14 protein-coding genes are annotated in these 15435 nt (G+C 68.0%); 11 read left to right on the top strand and 3 right to left on the bottom strand.

Features of this window, described 5'->3' with window-relative positions; genetic code table 11:
- Positions 1–35: 35 nt before the first annotated feature.
- Positions 36–1652 (bottom strand): EAL domain-containing protein, encoded by a 1617-nt coding sequence (locus ACUVWL_RS15215; protein WP_445978512.1) that lies wholly within the window; start codon positions 1650–1652, stop codon positions 36–38.
- 230 nt (positions 1653–1882) lie between these two features.
- On the opposite strand from ACUVWL_RS15215, the gene cycA reads away from it, so the two are divergent.
- Both cycA and ACUVWL_RS15205 read left to right on the top strand, forming a co-directional pair.
- Positions 1883–3256 (top strand): D-serine/D-alanine/glycine transporter, encoded by a 1374-nt coding sequence (cycA, locus tag ACUVWL_RS15210; RefSeq protein ID WP_032962245.1) that lies wholly within the window; start codon positions 1883–1885, stop codon positions 3254–3256.
- Positions 3257–3433: 177 nt separating this feature from the next.
- The gene (locus ACUVWL_RS15205) at positions 3434–4210 is read left to right on the top strand and encodes a lytic transglycosylase domain-containing protein (RefSeq protein ID WP_111206132.1); all 777 of its coding nucleotides are present in this window, start codon (positions 3434–3436) and stop codon (positions 4208–4210) included.
- A 97-nt stretch (positions 4211–4307) separates the two neighbouring features.
- Here the strand turns inward: ACUVWL_RS15205 and ACUVWL_RS15200 are convergent, their stop codons facing one another.
- Entirely contained in the window at positions 4308–5828 is a 1521-nt protein-coding gene (locus tag ACUVWL_RS15200) for a hypothetical protein (protein WP_445978511.1), read from the bottom strand.
- A 165-nt stretch (positions 5829–5993) separates the two neighbouring features.
- Between ACUVWL_RS15200 and ACUVWL_RS15195 the strand changes: the two genes are divergently transcribed.
- Positions 5994–8075, top strand: a complete 2082-nt coding sequence (locus tag ACUVWL_RS15195; RefSeq protein ID WP_445978510.1) for an NHL repeat-containing protein — start codon at positions 5994–5996, stop codon at positions 8073–8075.
- Here ACUVWL_RS15195 and ACUVWL_RS15190 read toward each other — a convergent pair.
- Entirely contained in the window at positions 8053–8460 is a 408-nt protein-coding gene (locus tag ACUVWL_RS15190; protein WP_012479004.1) for a YciI family protein, read from the bottom strand. The genes ACUVWL_RS15195 and ACUVWL_RS15190 overlap by 23 nt on opposite strands.
- 742 nt (positions 8461–9202) lie before the next feature.
- Between ACUVWL_RS15190 and ACUVWL_RS15185 the strand changes: the two genes are divergently transcribed.
- From ACUVWL_RS15185 to ACUVWL_RS15150, 8 genes are all read left to right on the top strand, one after another.
- Complete coding sequence (locus tag ACUVWL_RS15185) at positions 9203–9616, top strand: YciI family protein (RefSeq protein WP_014645771.1); 414 nt, start codon at positions 9203–9205, stop codon at positions 9614–9616.
- Between the two features lie 67 nt (positions 9617–9683).
- Positions 9684–10106 carry a VOC family protein gene (locus tag ACUVWL_RS15180; RefSeq protein WP_014645772.1) on the top strand — a complete coding sequence of 141 codons (423 nt, stop codon included), beginning with the start codon at positions 9684–9686 and terminating at the stop codon, positions 10104–10106.
- Positions 10107–10142: 36 nt separating this feature from the next.
- Positions 10143–10553: a VOC family protein gene (locus ACUVWL_RS15175; protein ID WP_014645773.1), complete on the top strand. Its 411-nt coding sequence runs from the start codon at positions 10143–10145 to the stop codon at positions 10551–10553.
- A 23-nt stretch (positions 10554–10576) separates the two neighbouring features.
- Positions 10577–10933 carry a DUF1428 domain-containing protein gene (locus ACUVWL_RS15170; protein WP_014645774.1) on the top strand — a complete coding sequence of 119 codons (357 nt, stop codon included), beginning with the start codon at positions 10577–10579 and terminating at the stop codon, positions 10931–10933.
- Between the two features lie 45 nt (positions 10934–10978).
- Positions 10979–12241: an RNA polymerase sigma factor gene (locus ACUVWL_RS15165; protein ID WP_445978509.1), complete on the top strand. Its 1263-nt coding sequence runs from the start codon at positions 10979–10981 to the stop codon at positions 12239–12241.
- A gap of 106 nt (positions 12242–12347) precedes the next feature.
- On the top strand, positions 12348–13544 hold the full coding sequence (locus ACUVWL_RS15160) for a hypothetical protein (RefSeq protein WP_046428593.1): 1197 nt from the start codon (positions 12348–12350) through the stop codon (positions 13542–13544).
- Entirely contained in the window at positions 13535–14635 is a 1101-nt protein-coding gene (locus ACUVWL_RS15155; protein WP_014645777.1) for a hypothetical protein, read from the top strand. The genes ACUVWL_RS15160 and ACUVWL_RS15155 overlap by 10 nt, the downstream gene beginning before the upstream one ends.
- Before the next feature lie 98 nt (positions 14636–14733).
- On the top strand, positions 14734–15420 hold the full coding sequence (locus ACUVWL_RS15150) for a hypothetical protein (RefSeq protein ID WP_014645778.1): 687 nt from the start codon (positions 14734–14736) through the stop codon (positions 15418–15420).
- Positions 15421–15435: the final 15 nt, after the last annotated feature.

Genomic DNA, 15435 nt, shown 5'->3' with positions numbered 1-15435 from the left:
GCGACCCACCACCAGGGGCTCTGCCGTTGGCCGTCCTACTCGATCCCTTCACGCTCGATCGGCACGCTGCGCGGGTTCCGCATGTGCTCGCGTGCAGCGCCGTACTGCTGCTGCCGCTTGTGGTGGAAGGCGACGAACTCATCACGCGGCAGCGGCCGCGAGAACAGCCAGCCCTGGCCGAATTCCACATGCCGGCTATGCAGGTAGGCCAGCTGCGCTTCGGTTTCCACGCCCTCGGCCACCACCCACAGGCCCAGCTCCTTGGCCATGTCGATGATGTGCGGCGTGACCGGGCTGGTGGCGCTTTCGGTGCCGATCGCATCGATGAACGACTTGTCGATCTTCAGCGCATCCAGTGGCAGCTGCTGCAGGTACTGCAGGCTGGAGAAGCCGACGCCGAAATCGTCGATCGCCACGCTGTGGCCGGCGCGGCGGGCGGCGGCGAGCATGGTGCGCGCGCGGTCCAGGTCGAGGAAGCCACGTTCGGTGGCCTCCATCCAGATCTGCTGCGGCAGGATGCCGCTTCCGGCCATGTGCCGGGAAATCATCTTCAGGGCGCGGCCGCTGCTGATGTCTTCGGCGGCGAGGTTGATCGCGATGTGCGCGCTGCGGTCGGCCACCAGCAGCTCGCGCATGTCGCGCACCACGTTCTCGATCACCAGGTCGGTGACGTCGGCGATCATGCCGGCCTCTTCGGCCAGCGGAATGAACAGGTCCGGCCGCACCTGGGTGCCATCCGGGCGTTGCCAGCGCACCAGCGCCTCGGCGCCGACGCAGATGCCGGTGTCCAGTTCGATGATCGGCTGGTAATGCAGGTACAGCTCGCGGCGGCGGATGGCGGTGGCCAGCTCACCGCGCAGCGACAGGCGGCGCCGCGACAGCCAGATCACCAGGCCGGCCCCGGCGGCGGCCAGCAGCAGGCCGACCGGCACGTACAGCCATGCCTGCTGGCGGAAGGCGGCGGCCAGCGCGGTGCGCGGCGTGGTGGCGATGGCTAGCCATTCCTCGTTGCGCGCGCTGGCGAACAGCGTGGCGTGATCCAGGCCTTCGCCGGGGTCGCGCAGCAGTGCCTGCAGCAGGTCCGGATCCAGGCCGGGCTGTTTGGCCAGCAGGCGTCCATCGGGGCTGGCCAGCGCCAGCCGCACGTTCGGGTCGGCAATGACATCGACGAAGCGGCGCGGGTCCACCAGTGCGTCGTAGGACCCATACAGGACCGCCAGCACCTGGCGGCGGCCGCTGATTTCCGGGCGCACATCCACTGCAATGCCTGCGCCATCGCTGGTGACGTGGTCCGGCGTGGGTTGATCCACATCGGACAGGAACGGACCCCACGAGGTGCAGCGCAGCTTGCCACCTTCGAAGTAGCCCATCTGGTCGATCGATGGGGTGGTCATCACCAGGGTCTGCATGCGCCGGATGTGTTCGGGGCTGCAGGGTACATAGGCGCCGGCCTCGGCCGATTTCAGTGCCGCCAGCGCTTCCTGGTAGGACAGGTCGGAGCGGCGCAGGGTGCGATCGGCGATGTCGCGCAGGCGCTGCTGTTCGACGCTGATCGCGCGGTCCCAGGTGGCGTAGGCCATGACCGCGATCGGCAGCGCAGCGGCCAGCAGGGCCAGGGCGGTGCCGCCGATGATGACGCGCAGCCGGCTCATGGCCGGGGCTCCAGCGGGGCGGGCGGGGCAGGGCGCATGGTGGGCCGGTCCTTGGGCAGGTGCGGCTATCTGAGCATGGCGCCGGGCCGGGCGGAATGGGATCAATACGGTATTCGGTCACATTGTGGTGAAAGCGGCCCGCTTTGACGCAATGGGTCCGTCTGGCGCTGGCGCTCGGCGCCGCGGAGGACTACCGTCGAATGCTTCGCCCGCCCCTTTTGCCCGCGCCCATGACCGAGCCCGCAACGCCCCCCGAGCACCTGCGCCGCAGCCTGTCCAACCGCCACCTGCAACTGATCGCCATCGGCGGTGCCATCGGCACCGGCCTGTTCATGGGATCGGGCAAGACCATCAGCCTGGCCGGCCCCTCCATCGTCTTCGTCTACCTGATCATCGGCGCGATGCTGTTCTTCGTGATGCGCGCGATGGGCGAACTGCTGCTGTCCAACCTGCAGTACAAATCCTTCATCGATTTCTCCACCGACCTGCTCGGCCCGTGGGCCGGGTTCTTCTGTGGATGGACCTACTGGTTCTGCTGGATCGTCACCGCCATCGCCGATGTGATCGCCATTGCCGCCTACGCGCAGTTCTGGTTCCCCGGGCTTGAAGCCTGGAAACCGGCGCTGGCCTGCGTGATGCTGCTGCTGGCATTGAACCTGGTGACGGTGAAGCTGTTCGGCGAAATGGAATTCTGGTTCGCGCTGATCAAGATCGTGGCGATCTGCGCGCTGATCATCACTGGCGCCGGGCTGGTGGCGTGGGGCTTCACCTCACCCAGCGGCCACACCGCGTCGCTGTCGAACCTGTGGAATGACGGTGGCATGTTCCCGATGGGGCTGGTCGGCTTCTTCGCCGGCTTCCAGATTGCGGTGTTCGCCTTCGTCGGCATCGAGCTGGTCGGCACCACCGCCGCCGAAACCGCCGACCCCGAGCGCAACCTGCCCAAGGCGATCAACTCGATCCCGGTGCGCATCATCATCTTCTACGTGCTGGCGCTGATCGCGATCATGGCGGTCACCCCGTGGCGCCAGGTGGTGCCGGACAAGAGCCCGTTCGTGCAGCTGTTCGTGCTGGCCGGCATTCCCGCCGCCGCCAGCCTGATCAACTTCGTGGTGCTGACTTCGGCCACGTCCTCGGCCAACAGCGGCATCTTCTCCACCAGCCGCATGCTGTACGGCCTGGCCGAAGAGGGCCACGCCCCGCGCGGGCTGTCGAAACTGTCGCGCGCCGCAGTGCCGGCCCGTGGCCTGCTGTTCTCGTGCCTGTGCCTGCTGGGCGGCACGCTGCTGATCTACCTGATTCCCAACCTGGTGACCGCCTTCACCCTGGTGACGACACTGGCGACGGTGCTGTTCATCTTCGTCTGGTCGCTGATCCTGGTGGCCTACATGGCCTATCGCCGTCGCTATCCGGAGCGCCATGCTGCATCGATCTTCAAGATGCCCGGCGGCGTCGCGATGTGCTGGGCCTGCCTGGTGTTCTTCGCCGCCGTGCTGGTGCTGCTGAGCCTGCAGGGCGACACCCGCCAGGCGCTGATCGCCAGCCCGGCGTGGTTCGTGCTGCTGGGCGTGGGCTATTGGGTGCGTCGGAGGACCGCGAAGTGATCCGAAGTGGGGTCAGATCCCGTTGCTCAGCAACGGGATCTGACCCCGGCAGGTCGCGACCCCGGCAGGTCGCGGGAGGTTGCCGGCCAGCGGCCGGCACTACCACGGGTGCAGGACGCCGCCCTGCCGGCCCCATTCACCCAACATTAGCGGGCACGGCCGGATCATCCGGCCGCCATGTCCCCTCGCCCCCTCCTGCTCGCGCTGTTGCTGCTGCCCAGCCTGTGGCCCGGGCTGGCCGCCGCGCGCACCGTCTACCGCTGCGTGCAGGGCAACACCGTCAGCCTGGCCACCGCGCCGGAGCCGGGATCGCGGTGCACGCCGAAGGAGATCGACGACAACGCCGTCCAGACCCCGAACCTGTGGGGCAACATGGGCGTGTTCAGCGGCGTGCTGTACGAGCGCGAACAGGACGGGGCGCTGGTCTACTCCACGCGCAACCTGCCCGGCTCGCGGGTGTTCCTGAAGTTCACCGTGGCCACGCCGCCAGGCGAGCCGGCGCACGAAGGCCTGGGCAAGGTCGGCACGCCGCAGCTGGCGCAGCACGCCAGGCAGTTCAAGGCCGCGTCCAGGGCCACCGGCGTCGATGATGCCTGGCTGCGTGCCATCGCCCACGCCGAAAGCAATTTCGACGCGCTGGCGGTATCCAGCAAGGGCGCACAGGGCGTGATGCAGCTGATGCCCGAAACCGCGCAGGAATACGGGGTGAGCGATCCGTTCTCGCCGCAGCAGTCGATCGAGGGTGGCGCGCGCTACATGCGCGCGCTGCTGCGCCGCTACAACGGCGACCGCCCGTTGGCGGCGGCCGCCTACAACGCGGGCATCGGTGCGGTCACCCGCTACAAGGGCGTGCCGCCCTACGCCGAAACCCTGGCCTACGTGGACAAGGTAATGGCGCTGTACGCACGCTACCGCGAAGCGATGGGCATCCGCACCGAAGTGCCGGCGCGCTAGCGGACGGTGCTGCCTGCACGTGGCGTTGTAGAGCCGAGCCGATGCTCGGCTGCGCCAATTGCAGCCGAGCATCGGCTCGGCTCTACACAAAAGCCGCTCAGCGCGAGGTGGAGGTGCTGACCAGGTCGTAGCGCTCGATGCGGCCGACGCGTGCCACCTCGGCCTGCACGTCGGCACGCTGCTTGAGTGCACGCCACGCGGCATCGATGCGCACATCACCCGGCAATGACGGATACGTGCGCATGTCCTGCAGGCTGGCCAGGGTTTCCCCGCGTTCGATGGGCGAGCGCAGCTGTTCGATCAGCACGGCGGCGGCACCGTCCAGGTTGCCTTCCTCCAGCAGCATTTCGCGATGGAACAGGCGGGCATCCTCGCGCTGGGCCAGGATCACCGCGCGTGCTGCGTCGCGCGCCTCGGCATCACCGCGCTCGCGGGCGGCGGCGAACTGCAGCAGCGCCTGCGCGGCCTTGCCGTAGCCGGCGAGGCCCGGCATGTCATTCACTGCCTGCGCAGCGTCCTGCATGCGCCCCAGCGAACTGAAGACGAAGCCGACATTCATCTGGTGCTCGACACCATCCGGGCCGAGTGCGCCGATGCGTTGGGCCTGTTGCGCCGTGGCCAGTGCCTCATCGGTGCGGCCCAGCCGGCGCAGTGCGGTGAGCCGGCTGTTGAGCAGCCAGGCCACCCATTCCGCTTCGGCGGCGGCAGGTGATTCGCCGTTGCTCGCGGCACCGGCCATGCCCTCGGTCAACGACAGCACTTCCTCGTTGCGGTCCAGCATGAGCAGGGTGGTGCTGAACTCGGCCATGCGCGCGTCCAGTGCACGGTCGAGCAGGCCGGAGACGCGCAGTTCATCGAGGTGGCGCTGCGCCGCCTGCACCGGATCGAAACGCGCATCGCCGCGATCGACATAACGGTCGAAGCGCTTGTCGCTGCGCAGGCGGATGATCTCGGCCGGGCTGTCGATGCGGGCCAGCGTGGCTGGAATGCCGTCGCCACGGCCATTGTCGGCCTGCAGCGTGGCCAGCGTCAGCCACAGCCCGGTGGGTTCCAGGCCGGCACTTTTCCAGCCGTTGTCAAACAGCGCCTGCAGCAGGTCCATGCGCTTCATCGGCTGGTCACGCAGGCGGTACTGCAGGTAGTTGATGGCGTGGTGATCGACCGGCAGCGGCGCGTCGGCATGCTGCAGTGCCTTCACCAGGAAGGCGGTGGCTGCGGCCGGCTGGTTGTCCGACAGTTCCACCGACACCTGGGTAAGCAGGATCTGTGCATCCTCCGGCAGGGCCTCCTGCGCCCGCTGCAGGTAGCGGCGGGCCAGGGCCGGCTTCTTCTGCATCAGTGCGGTCCAGCCAGCGACCTGCGAGGCGCGGCCACGATGCTCGGCATCGAAGTCGTCCAGCAGGGGATCCTCCATCAGCCGTTCCATGCTGATCAGCGCGCCCAGCGTGTTGCCACTGCGTGACTGCTGGATGGCCTCATCCCAGCGCGTGGCATAGGCCTGGTGCATCGCATCGGCGGTGATTGACGGCTTCTGCGGCGCCACCGTGATCGAAGCAGTGGCGGATGTGCTGGCCAATGCGGCCAGCAGCAGGGCGGTGAGCGGGAGAACGCGGGGCATGGAGAATCTCCATCCGTGGGAACCGCATTGAACCTGCTGCAGCCAGCGAGGACAAGCACGACGAAGCGAATTCTGGCGTTCAGCCGCACAATCGGCCGTGGCGGATCGCACGCGCAGCGTCTATTGTCGGTGCCTCTTCAGACAGCAGGCAGGCAGCGCAGCACGATGGCACGGTGGCAATGGATGGCGGCAGGCGTAGCGTTGGCGACGGTAGTGGCATTGGCTGCGACCTGGTGGGAGACACCGCTGCATACGCTGGCTGAACCGGCGGGTCCGGCTCCGACGCCGTTGGCGTGGACCGCGCAGATTGAACCGCTGGCCGGCGATGGCCACCCGGGTGACCGTGATGGCGCGTCCGCGCAGGCACGCTTCGCCGATCCGTACGCGTTGCTGCGCAGTGCCGATGGCAGCGTCTATTTCACCGATGCCGGCGACAATAACCGGATCCGTCGCCGCCTTCCCGATGGCCGCGTTGAAACGGTGGCCGGGCAGGGCGAGGGACGTGTCGATGGCCCTGCACTGCAGGCCAGTTTCAACACGCCTTCGGGCATTGCCGCCGACGCGCAGGGCAACCTGTATGTGGCCGACACCGGCAACCATGCGATCCGCCGCATCAGCACCGATGGCCAGGTGACCACGCTGGCCGGTGGCGAACAGGGCCACGCCGACGGCCCTGCCGCGCAGGCCCGCTTCGATGCGCCGATGGGCATCGCCGTGGATGCGCAGGGCCAGGTTTACGTGGCCGATACGTTCAACGATCGCATCCGGGTGATCGGTACGGATGGCAGCGTGCGCACCCTGGCCGGTGGTGATCGGCCGGGCCTTGCCGATGGCGTGGGCGCCGCTGCGCGCTTCGATACGCCGGTGGCGCTGGCCTTCGACGCGCAGGGCGCGTTGCTGGTGGCCGACCTGTTCAACAACGCCGTGCGCCGGGTGGGTGCCGATGGTACGGTCAGCACCGTGGTCGCCGCCGGTGGCGTGATCAATGGGCCGCTGTCGTTGGCCACCACCCATGACGGCGTGCTGTACGTGGGTGATCTCGATGGCCGCATCGTGCAGGTGACGCCGCAGGGCCATCAGATCGCGCTGGTCGGCAATGGCCGCCTGCCGCGCCTGGCCCGCCCCAGCGGATTGGCGCTGGATGCCGATGGCAGCGTGCTGGTGGCCGACGCCGCCAGCTACCGCCTGCATCGCCTGCGCCCGCTGCCGGTGGGCGACCTGCCGGCACCGGCACTGGTCGGCCCGGCTGCCGATGCCGCGCTGCCGAAGACCGGGGGCCGTTGGCCGCTGGCACCGCAGGACAGCTGGCACGAAGTGGTCGGCACCTTGGGCGAGGTGCGCGGCAACTTCACCGGTGAGAGCCGCCACCACCTGCATGGCGGCTTCGACGTGCGCGGTGATGTGGGCCAGACCGTGCTGGCGATCGCCGAAGGCAAGATCAGCAGCCCGGTGGCCGCCTGGAACCTGGGTGAGCAGGCCGAGGGCCTGGTCGTGGATCGCCTCAAGTACATCCACATGCGGGTCGGCCGCACCCCGCGCGACGAACCCTACGATGTGCGCTGGCAGGCGCTGTACGACGAGCAGGGCAGGCTGGAGCGGATGCGCGTGCGCCGCGGCATGCGCATCCACGTCGGTGACCGCCTGGGCAGCATCAACAACCAGGCGCACGTGCACCTGGCGGTGGGTACCGCCGGCTTCGAGACCAACGCGGTGGCGCTGGGCTTCCAGGGCTACGCCGACCACTTCGCGCCGCGCATCACCGATGTGGCCCTGCTGGACGACAACGACCAGCCGATGGCCGCCGGCAGCGATGGCGTGGTGATGGTGGCGCGCCAGGGCCGCGGCGTGCAGATCGTGGTCGAGGCCTGGGACCAGGTCGACAACAACCTGCCGCGCCGCCGCCTGGGCATGTACCAGGTGGGCTACCAGATCCTCGACGCCGGTGGCCGAACGCTGCAGGGCTACGAACAGCCGCGCTGGAACATCGTGTTCAACCGCATGCCGCCGCAGAAGGAAGCGGTGCGCGTGGCCTACGCACCGGACAGCGGCATCACCGTGCATGGCAGCGCGGTCACCCGTTTCCGCTACCTGGCCACCAACACCGTGCGCGACGGCCTGATGGAAACCGGGCGCTGGCAGCCGGCGGCGCTGCCGCCGGGCGAGTACATCGTGCGCGCCAGCGTGCGCGACTACAGCGGCAACGAAGGCGTCGGCCCGCGCGAGATCAGGGTACGGCTGCTGCCATAGCCGCAGCCGGGGCGCCGCAACGTTCGCGCTCGGCGTCCATGTCTTCCAGCGGCCGCACTTCGATGCTGCCGAAGCGCGCCCACGGGAAGTCGCGGGCGATGCGCATGGCTTCGTCGCGGTCGCGGGCGACGATCAGGTTGAAGCCGGCCAGCAGTTCGCGGGTTTCGGCGAACGGGCCATCGAGAACACGGCTGTTGCCATCACGCACGCGCAGGGTCTGTGCAGTGTCGACCGGCTGCAGTTTCTGCGCGGCCAGCAGCGTGCCTTCGGCCTGCAGCTTGTCGGCGTGGGCCAGGCAGTCGCGCATCAGCGCGTTGAATTCTTCGATGGGCAGGGCCTGCAGCAGGGCAGGCTCGATGTAGATCAGAAGCAGGTACTGCTGCATGGCACGGTCCTGGCGGGGGCGGGGTGCCCATGATGGCGCAGGATGGCGCATGGGCATGTTGCAGCGCAGAAGCGCGCCTTCGGCGGGGGCGGCGAACGGCGGAGCCCCTCCGTGGTGTGTTTGGGTGGGTCGCTGAAAGCGGGTTTCCTGAGGGTGGGCCGGGCGGGTGGGATTGGCGAGGACGCCGTGAATCCGTCCCTGGAGGCTTAGCCGCGCCATCCATGGCGCGGATACCCCGCCAACCCCACCCGCCCGGCCCCAGACAGATTCCGGCGGCCGATCCACCACGGGAAATCAACAAGCAAGAGCAAAAGCGGGTCGCTTCGCTCGCAAAGCCGAGCCCGCCAGCCAACCGTCTTTGCTTTTGCTGTTGCTGTTGCTGTCGCCGTTGCTGTTGCCTTTTCTCTTGATCTTCCCGTGGTGGGTACCGGAGGCAGGAAACTGTCCAGGGCCGGGTGGGTAGGCGGGGCGGGGGTGTCCGCGGCATGGATGCCGCGGCCAAGCCCCCATGGATGGGTTTACGGCGTCCCCCGACCCGCCTACCCACCCGGCCAAACCCATGAACCCGCGCTTTCAGCGACCCACCCAACCCACCACGGAGGGGCTCCGCCGTTCGCCGACCTCCGCCGAAGGCGCGCTTTCCACGGAAGAAATAATTTTCAGAGGACGTGTCGATTCCCAGCCCCCTGGTTCGTTGTACCCAATGAAGGGCACGCACCACGCGTCCCCACGGGAGACCGCAATGAAAGTGATGGTGATCGTGAAGGCCAACGCCGACTCCGAAGCCGGCCGCATGCCCAGCGAACAGGAACTGTCCGAAATGGGCGCCTTCAACGAACAACTGGTGGCCGCCGGCATCATGCTGGCCGGTGAAGGCCTGCACGCCACCCAGCGCGGCCGTCGCATTCACTTCGGCGGCGGGGCACCCCAGGTCGAGGCCGGTCCGTTCGGTCCTGCCAGTGAACAGATCGCCGGCTTCTGGCTGTGGGAGGTGCGGTCGCTGGACGAAGCGGTTGAATGGGCCAGCCGCGCACCGTTCGGCAGTGGCGGCACGCTCGAACTGCGTCCCTTGATCTCCGCTGAAGACTTCGGTGAAGCCTTCACCCCCGAATTACAGCAGCAGGAACAGCGTCTGCGTGCACAGCTGGAAGGTTGACCCGATTCATCTCCACGCCGGGCACGACCCGGCGCTACCGCCCTGAACTACATCACGGAGTATTGCCATGAGACTGATTCCCTTCCTCGGCTTCAGCGGCCAGGCCCACGAGGCGATGGCGTTCTACGCCAAGGCACTCGGTGGCCAGGTCACTTCGGAAATGAAATACCGCGACATGCCGCCCTCCGATGGCTCGCCGGGCTGCAACGAGATGCCGCCGGAAACCCTGGACCACGTCGCCCACAGCCAGCTGGAGATCGGCAACGCCATCGTGATGGCGGCCGACGGCCCCGGCGGCGGCGAGGGTGGCTCGACCACCATCAATGTCGATGTCGACAGCATCGAAGAAGCCGAACGCGTGTTTGCCGCGCTGGCCGAGGGGGGCCAGGTGCAGATGCCGATCGCCGAAACGTTCTGGGCGCACCGCTGGGGCATGCTGGTCGACCGCTATGGCAAGCCGTGGATGGTCAACTGCATGAAGCAGCCCTGATTCCTCTCTTTCTTTCATCCACAAGGAGCTTCACCGATGAGTGCACCGCAACCGCAGATGATCTTCGTCAACCTGCCCGTGCAGGATCTGAACGCGTCCAAGACCTTTTTCGCAGCGCTGGGCTACAGCTTCAACCCGACCTTCACCAATGACGATGCCGCCTGCATGGTGATCAGCGAGAGCATCTTCGTGATGCTGCTGACCCAGCCGTTCTTCAAGCAGTTCACCACCAAGCCAATCGCCGACGCACGCAGCCAGACCGAGGTGATCACCTGCCTGTCGGCGGACAGCCGCAAGGCGGTGGACGTGATGGTGGACAAGGCTCTGGCGGCCGGCGCCAGTGAACCGCAGCCCGCGCGCGACTACGGTTTCATGTACCAGCGTGGCTTCCAGGACCTGGATGGCCATCTCTGGGAAATCGCACACATGGACGGCGAGCCGGGCTGACGGCCGCCGCAGGGAGAACCCGCATGGCTTACGTGGACGCTTACGTGCTGCCGTGCCCGCAGGACAAGGTGGCGGCCTACCGTCGCCTTGCCCGCAAGGCCGGTGCGGTGTGGAAGGACCATGGCGCGCTGCAGTACATGGAATGCGTGGCCGACGATGTGGAGCCGGGCAAGAGCACCTCGTTCCCGCGCGCGGTCAAGGCGAAACCGGGCGAGACGGTGATCGTCGCCTTCGTGGTGTTCCGCTCGCGCGCGGCACGCGACCGCATCAACGCAAAGGTGATGGCCGACCCGCGGCTGGCGTCGCTGGGTCCGAAGGACATGCCGTTCGATACCCGGCGCATGTTCTGGGGTGGCTTCAAGCCGATTGTTGAAGCGTGAGCTGCGGCGCTTGTGCGGGCCGGGCGTGCGTGCTGTGATCGGCGCATGCTCGAGCCCGCACTGACGCAGCGTCTGGAAACCCTCTGGCGGATGGAGTCGCCAGTGCTGATTGCGCGCCTGGCGCGGCTGCTCGGTGGCGATGTCGGCCGTGCCGAGGAGCTGGCCCAGGACACCTGGCTGGCCGCGCTGGAGCGTTGGCCGGAGCAGGGTATCCCGGACAACCCCGGAGCCTGGCTGATGACCACCGCGCGCAACCGTGCCATCGATGTGCTGCGCCAGCACCAGCGGGTGGCGCAGCAGCATGCGCAGTGGGGCGAGGAACTGCATCCGGCGGCACTGCCGGCGCCGGATGACAGCCAGGCACTGGAGGACGACCTGGGCGATGACCTGCTGCGGCTGATGTTCGTGGCCTGCCATCCCGTGCTGCCGGCCGATGCGCGGGTGGCACTGACCCTGCGCCTGCTCGGTGGCCTGACCACCGTCGAGATCGCGCGTGCGTTCCTGCAGCCGGAGCCGACCATCGCCCAGCGCATCGTGCGCGCCAAGCGCACGCTGGCGCAGAAGCAGGTGCCCTATGAAGTGCCACGCGCCGACGCGATGCCGGAGCGCCTGGCCTCGGTGCTGGAAGCGATCTATCTGGTGTTCAACGAAGGCTACGCCGCCAGCGCCGGTGATGACTGGATGCGCCCGGCGCTGTGCGAGGAAGCGCTGCGGCTGGCCCGCATCCTGGCGCATCGGTTGCCGGTGCCGCCGGTACTGGGCCTGCTGGCGCTGATGGAACTGCAGGCCTCGCGCGCAGCGGCACGGGTGGACGCGCAGGGCGCGCCGGTGCTGCTGGACCAGCAGAACCGCGCGCGCTGGGACTGGCTGCAGATCGACCGCGGGCAGCAGGTGCTGGCGCGCGCGTTGGCCATCGGTGGCGACCAGGATCCCTATGTGCTGCAGGCGCGCATCGCGGCCTGCCATGCGGTTGCGCGGCGCGCCGACGCGACCGACTGGCCGCGTATCGCCGCGCTCTATGCACAGCTGCTGCAGGTGCAACCTTCGCCGGTGGTGGCATTGAACCGGGTGGTGGCGATCCTGCGCAGCGAAGGCCCGTTCGCCGCGTGGGCGCAGCTGCAGCCCCTGCTGGTCGACGCGCGCCTGCGCGACTATGCGCCGCTGCAGGTGGTGCGCGGCGAGCTGCTGCAGGCACTGGGGCGTGAGCAGGACGCACGTGACGCTTTTGGCCAGGCCGCTCGGCTCAGCCAGAACCAGGCCGAGCGCGGACTGCTGCGGCAACGGGCGGGCCTGCCCCCCACGGACTGAGCCGACAAAGGCAGCACTTGTCGCCGGCCGCCTGAGCGGCTATGTTTCGCGCCCAGCGGACGCATCAGCGTCCGCGATCCGTGCGTATTGACCGAGGAGCGGTTGGATGTATTCAAGGACGAAGAGCGCATCGCGCGCTTTTGCGCGCCTGCTTGCCTGTGCCCTGTGCGTGGCCGTATGGCCGATGGCCGTGCAGGCTGCGGACAAATCACAGCAGGCCTATTGGGCCGGTTTTGCCTATACCGCTGACGCCGCCGCCGTGCAGGCGACCACCCCGCATGCGCACGCGGTGCTGGAACGGCGTGGGCTGGTCCCGCTGAACCAGACGCTGGCACAGTCGCTCAAGCGCCGCGCACCGGCCCACCTGGAGCTGATCGACCAGCCGGTGGCGATGCTCGACGGCACCACCAGTGCCACCGTGCTGGCCGCTGCGCTGGATCGCGAGCTGGTCTCGGTCGAACCGATCGGCGACCAGTACAAGGTGCTGGTGGAAGTGGCGCTGCAGGCGTTGTTCTTCGACTTCCGCGAGCGCCAGGTGATCGCCTCCTATCCGCTCACCCTGCAGCGCATCGACGTGCAGGACTACCGTCCGGACAACGACGATATCGACGCGATCGTCGCCGATCTGCTGTACGGCGGTGCCGATACCAGCCTGTCGCAGGTACTGGCGGCCAGCCTGGCGCAGGCCCGGTTGCCCGATGCCGCCGTGCGTCGCCTGCAGGTGGGCGGGGTGACCCTGTCCGACGCGGCACGCGCCAAGCTGCCCGATCCGAAGTGGGAAGCACCGCTGCGTGCCACGCTTGCGCACGAACTGTCCAAGACGCTGTCATCCAACACTGGCGTTGGCCTGCTGCCGCCGGCCTCGGGCCAGGCGATCGGCGGTGCGATGGCCGCCCGCTTTGCCGACGGCAAGGTCTACCAGCTGAAGATTCCCGAACCCGACTACGTCATCCAGCTGCAGGTCGATGCACTGAAGAACGGCGTGATCGAGGAAACCCCGGCGATGAAGACGATGCTGTTCGGCGCCTTCTTCACCGCCAAGGTGAGCGAGCCGTTCTCGGGCAAGGTCTATTTCGAACAGCCGCTGCGCAAGGGGGCCACCAAGGTGGTGCCGGTCACGCAGTGGCAGGTCGACCAGTGGTCGGCCAGCTACGAAACCCTGCTGGCCGGCTTCGACGCCTTCGCCGGCGCCGCCGCCAAGCGTGCCGATTCGCGCGCCTGGCTGGACGAACAGAAGCCGGGCGGCCGCCCGTTGCAGCAGCAGACCCAAGCCCTCCAGGAGTTGATCAAGTCATGTCGTTGATGCGTACCATCCTGCTCATCCTCATCGCGCTGGCGGTGGCCTCGCCGGTCGCTGCGCAGACCGCGAGTTCGCGCGGTACCGGCTCGGCCAGCTACGGCCTGCGCCTGAGCGCCGATACCCGTGCCCAGGCCCTGAACAAGGCCAAGGTCAATGCCCTGGAGGCGTACATCGCCGAAACCGGTGCGGCCAAGCTGCGCCTGTTCGAGGCGCGCCGCGCCGAGTTCATCGGCGAGATCGACCGCTACGTGCTCAGCGCCGTGCAGCTGTCGGACACCGAAGACAAGAAGGCCAAGACCTACAGCGTCACCGTCCGCGCCGAGATCAACACTACCCTGCTGCAGACCAAGCTGGATGCGGGTTCGGCCGTGGCCGGCGCCACCGCTGCGCAGCGCTCGCTGCTGACCTTCCTGTTCATGGCGCGCTCGCAGGACACCGTGCAGTCGTTCCAGGACAAGGAGTACCGCCGCGTCGACGCCAGCAGCAGCTACAGCGAGAACACCCGTGAAGGCGACAGCTTCCGCGGCAACTCGGTCAGCACCAACGGCAGCATCAACCAGAACGGTTCGGTGTCGGTCACCAGCGGCGGCAGCACCACCGCGCGCGCCGACAACATCACCTGGAAGGTGGCCAACGCCGCCGAAGTCAACACCGCGATGACCGGTGCCTTCAGCGCCGCCGGCTACGAGGTGGTTGAAGCCGAGTACGTGGAAGGCGAGTCGCGCGGCCTGCTCAGCATCGAGCGCATCCGCAAGGACTTCAGCACCGGCAACGACCTGGCCCCGGCCACCCTGCGCGACACCGCCAATGGCATCCGTGCGGCCAACATCCCGTACATCGCCGTCGGCACCCTCGACGTCGGCATGCGTGACCGCGATCCGGCCAGCGGCAACACCCGCGTGTTCGTCACTGTCACCGGCAAGGTGCTGGACGTGACCGGTCGTTTCCCGCGCACCGTGTCGTCGGTCGGCCCGGTGCAGTTCTCCGGCACCGGCCCGAATGAAACCGTGGCCCGTACCAATGCCCTGCAGCTGGCTGCCGAAAAGGCCGCCCAGCAGATGATCAACGAACTGAACGTCAAGGCGGTCCGCTGATCCGCCGCCCCGGTGGGTGCCGAGCTCGCTCGGCATCGCCCCTGGGTTACCGATTCCCCACGTGCCGCACGCGGCCGTTTCTCCCAAAGGACTCTCACATGATCCGCAATACCGCTCTTGCCCTGGCCATCGCGGCCGCCACCCTGTCGATGCCGGCCCATGCCGGCCTGGGCAAGCTGAAGGACCTGGCTGGTGGCTCCACCGGCTCCTCCAGCAGCACCTCCAGCGCCGCTGCCCCGGACGAAGCCGCGCAGGAAGCGCTGGTGCGTCGTTTCGTCAGCTCGCAGTCGCACTCGCTGCAGGCCCAGACCTCGTTCGCCCGTGCCTTCGGCCTGGCCGAGCAGGTGCAGCTGCTGGAAGCCGAGCGCCAGGCGCTGTCGTCGGGTTCGGTCAGCGTCGATGCGATGAAGAAGTCGGTGTCGGTCAGCGAAGCCGCCCAGGCCGCGATCGACGAGCGCCAGGCCGCGCAGCCGGAGCTGAACGCTGAATCCAAGCAGCACTACGCCGAAGGCCTGGTCTCGCTGCTGGCGTCGGCCGCCGAAGCGCAGAAGCTGGGTGGCGAAGCCAGCAACTTCACCGCCGGCATGAAGAACCTGGGCGCCACCCAGATGGCTACCGTCGGCCGCAAGCTGGCCGCTGGTGCATGGGTGGCCAAGGAATCGCCGGGCTTCATCCAGGGCCTGTACGGTTCGACCAAGTCGGCTGTGACCTTCGCCAAGAAGAGCAAGGTCAAGGTGCCGTCCAACGCCGACTCGATGCTGGGCCAGCTGGACAAGATGAACTGATCCGAGGCGAATCCC

This window comes from Stenotrophomonas muris (genome assembly GCF_052751275.1).
This window is presented reverse-complemented; position numbering and strand designations above follow the sequence as displayed.